At 65.6% G+C, this 2,012-nt stretch carries 2 protein-coding genes and 1 pseudogene; 1 reads left to right on the top strand and 2 read right to left on the bottom strand.

Annotated elements, in window-relative coordinates; all coding sequences use genetic code 11:
• Positions 1-77: 77 nt before the first annotated feature.
• Positions 78-413 (bottom strand): hypothetical protein, encoded by a 336-nt coding sequence (locus Q4A20_RS15025; RefSeq protein WP_303124199.1) that lies wholly within the window; start codon positions 411-413, stop codon positions 78-80.
• 87 nt (positions 414-500) lie between these two features.
• A pseudogene (locus Q4A20_RS15210) lies at positions 501-761 on the bottom strand (DUF2510 domain-containing protein); the annotation flags it as partial.
• A 267-nt stretch (positions 762-1,028) separates the two neighbouring features.
• Here Q4A20_RS15210 and Q4A20_RS15030 point away from each other — a divergent pair.
• A complete protein-coding gene (locus tag Q4A20_RS15030) occupies positions 1,029-2,012 on the top strand; it encodes an aldo/keto reductase (protein ID WP_303124201.1) in 984 nt (327 codons plus the stop codon).

Here is a 2,012-nt window from a genome sequence, read left to right on the forward strand (position 1 = left end):
CGCCACTATCAGGGCGACGCGGGGAGCAATCGATCGCTTTGGGGCCGGGGGCGTGGGGGCTTGGAAGTTGGGAGTAGTCATTCGATCTCCTTCAGCGAATCCTTGAGTTCCGCGAGCTTCTTTTCAGCCGCTTCCTTGTCGGCCTTTGCCTCCTGCTCCTTCTTCTCTTCTTGGGCGATAGCGTTCTTCGCTTCCTCGACCTGCGGCGGGATCACTACGAAACAGACGATCAGCGCGGCTGCGGCCGCCAATGAGATGACTGCCGCGCCAACCCACGAGAGGGCGGCGGCTTGACCGTTCTTCTTGCTCGGCTCGGCGGTCGCCGGGATCTGCGCTGTCGGGGCCAGTGGCGCTGGGGGTATGGGGGATGTTTGTCCGGGCTGAGGGCTCGGTCCGGCGGCGTGTGACTGCACCGTCGGAGCTAGTGGTGCCGGGGATGCGGGGGGTGCTTGTCCGGGCTGAGGACTCGGGCCAGCGGCGTGCGACTGCGGCGTGGTGCGTGGATCCATCACGCTTTCTGTCCACTGAGACCCATCCCACCATCTCAGGAGCGGGGAACCTCCGGGATCAGGCTGCCAACCTGGGGGATGCGACATCTGTCCTCCTCGACTCAACGTGGTAAGTGTGGCAAGTATGACACCGCTCAGTGTCAGTGAGAATGGGGACAGAGTCCTCCCATGGTGGTGTAGGGGCTTTCGGCGCCTACCGGTCGCTTGTGACGGCGACGGGGTGTGTTCGTCAACCGCGGGTGGAAGCTCCATGTGCGTAGGCTTCCAGCACCAGCGCGTGAGCGCGTGATCGAATCGGCCGGCCGGGCTTCAGGACCGCCGGAAGGACACCTCGACGCAGCTTCGGAGCCGGACCTCACCATCACCGTCCAAGACGCGGTAACGTTTCCGAGATCACGGGATATGGCCGGAGGGTCGACAGGCAAGCGTATCCTCACTGCTCAGTGGTAGGCGTCGCTGCTCAGACATGATGCCTGGGCAGTCAAGGTCATGCCGGACCCAACCAAGTAAGGAGTACGCATGCACAGCAGAACGCTCGGACAAGGGCTTGAGGTGTCGGCCATCGGCATGGGGTGCATGGGGATGTCGCAGAGCTATGGTCCTAACCCCGGAACCCGTGACGACATGATCGCCGTGCTGCGCGCCGCCGTCGAGGAGGGCATCACCTTCTTCGACACCGCTGAGGTGTACGGCCCCTACGTCAACGAGGAACTGGTGGGGGAGGCGCTCGAACCCGTCCGTGACCGCGTGGTGATCGCCACCAAGTTCGGTTGGGACATCCGCGACGGGGCCATGGTCGGCCTGGACAGTCGGCCGGAGCAGATCCATCGGGTGGCGGACGCGTCGCTCAGGCGGTTGCGCACCGATGTCATTGACCTGTTCTACCAGCACCGGGTGGACCCGCAGGTGCCGATTGAGGACGTCGCCGGTACGGTCGGAGAGTTGATCCAGGCGGGCAAGGTGCGTCACTTCGGGCTGTCGGAGGCCTCCGCGGCCACCATCCGCAGGGCTCATGCCGTCACTCCGGTGACTGCGCTGCAGAGCGAATACTCGCTGTGGACCAGGGATCCGGAGGCGGAGGTGCTGCCCACGCTGGCGGAACTGGGCATCGGGTTCGTGCCGTTCAGCCCGCTGGGCAAGGGGTTCTTGACGGGGACCGTGGACGCCTCGGCACTGACCGCTGGCGATATTCGCATCCGGGTGCCTCGTTTCGAGGCCCAGAACCTGGCTGCCAACCAGGCCCTGGTGGACGAGGTGCGGGCCGTGGCGGAGGCGAGGGGTGTCACTCCGGGGCAGGTGGCGTTGGCGTGGCTGTTGGCGCAGCAACCGTGGATCGTGCCCATCCCTGGCACGCGCCGCCTAGAGCGGTTGTGCGAGAACGCTGCCGCCACGACGGTGGCGCTGTCCGCGGACGAGCGGGCATCGCTGGACGGGCTCGCCAAGCGGATTGGTGTGCGCGGAGACCGGTACAACCCGGAGCACATGGCCTTTCTCGACCGGTGA

This window comes from Actinomyces sp. (assembly GCF_030530635.1).
GTDB lineage: Bacteria > Actinomycetota > Actinomycetes > Actinomycetales > Actinomycetaceae > Actinomyces.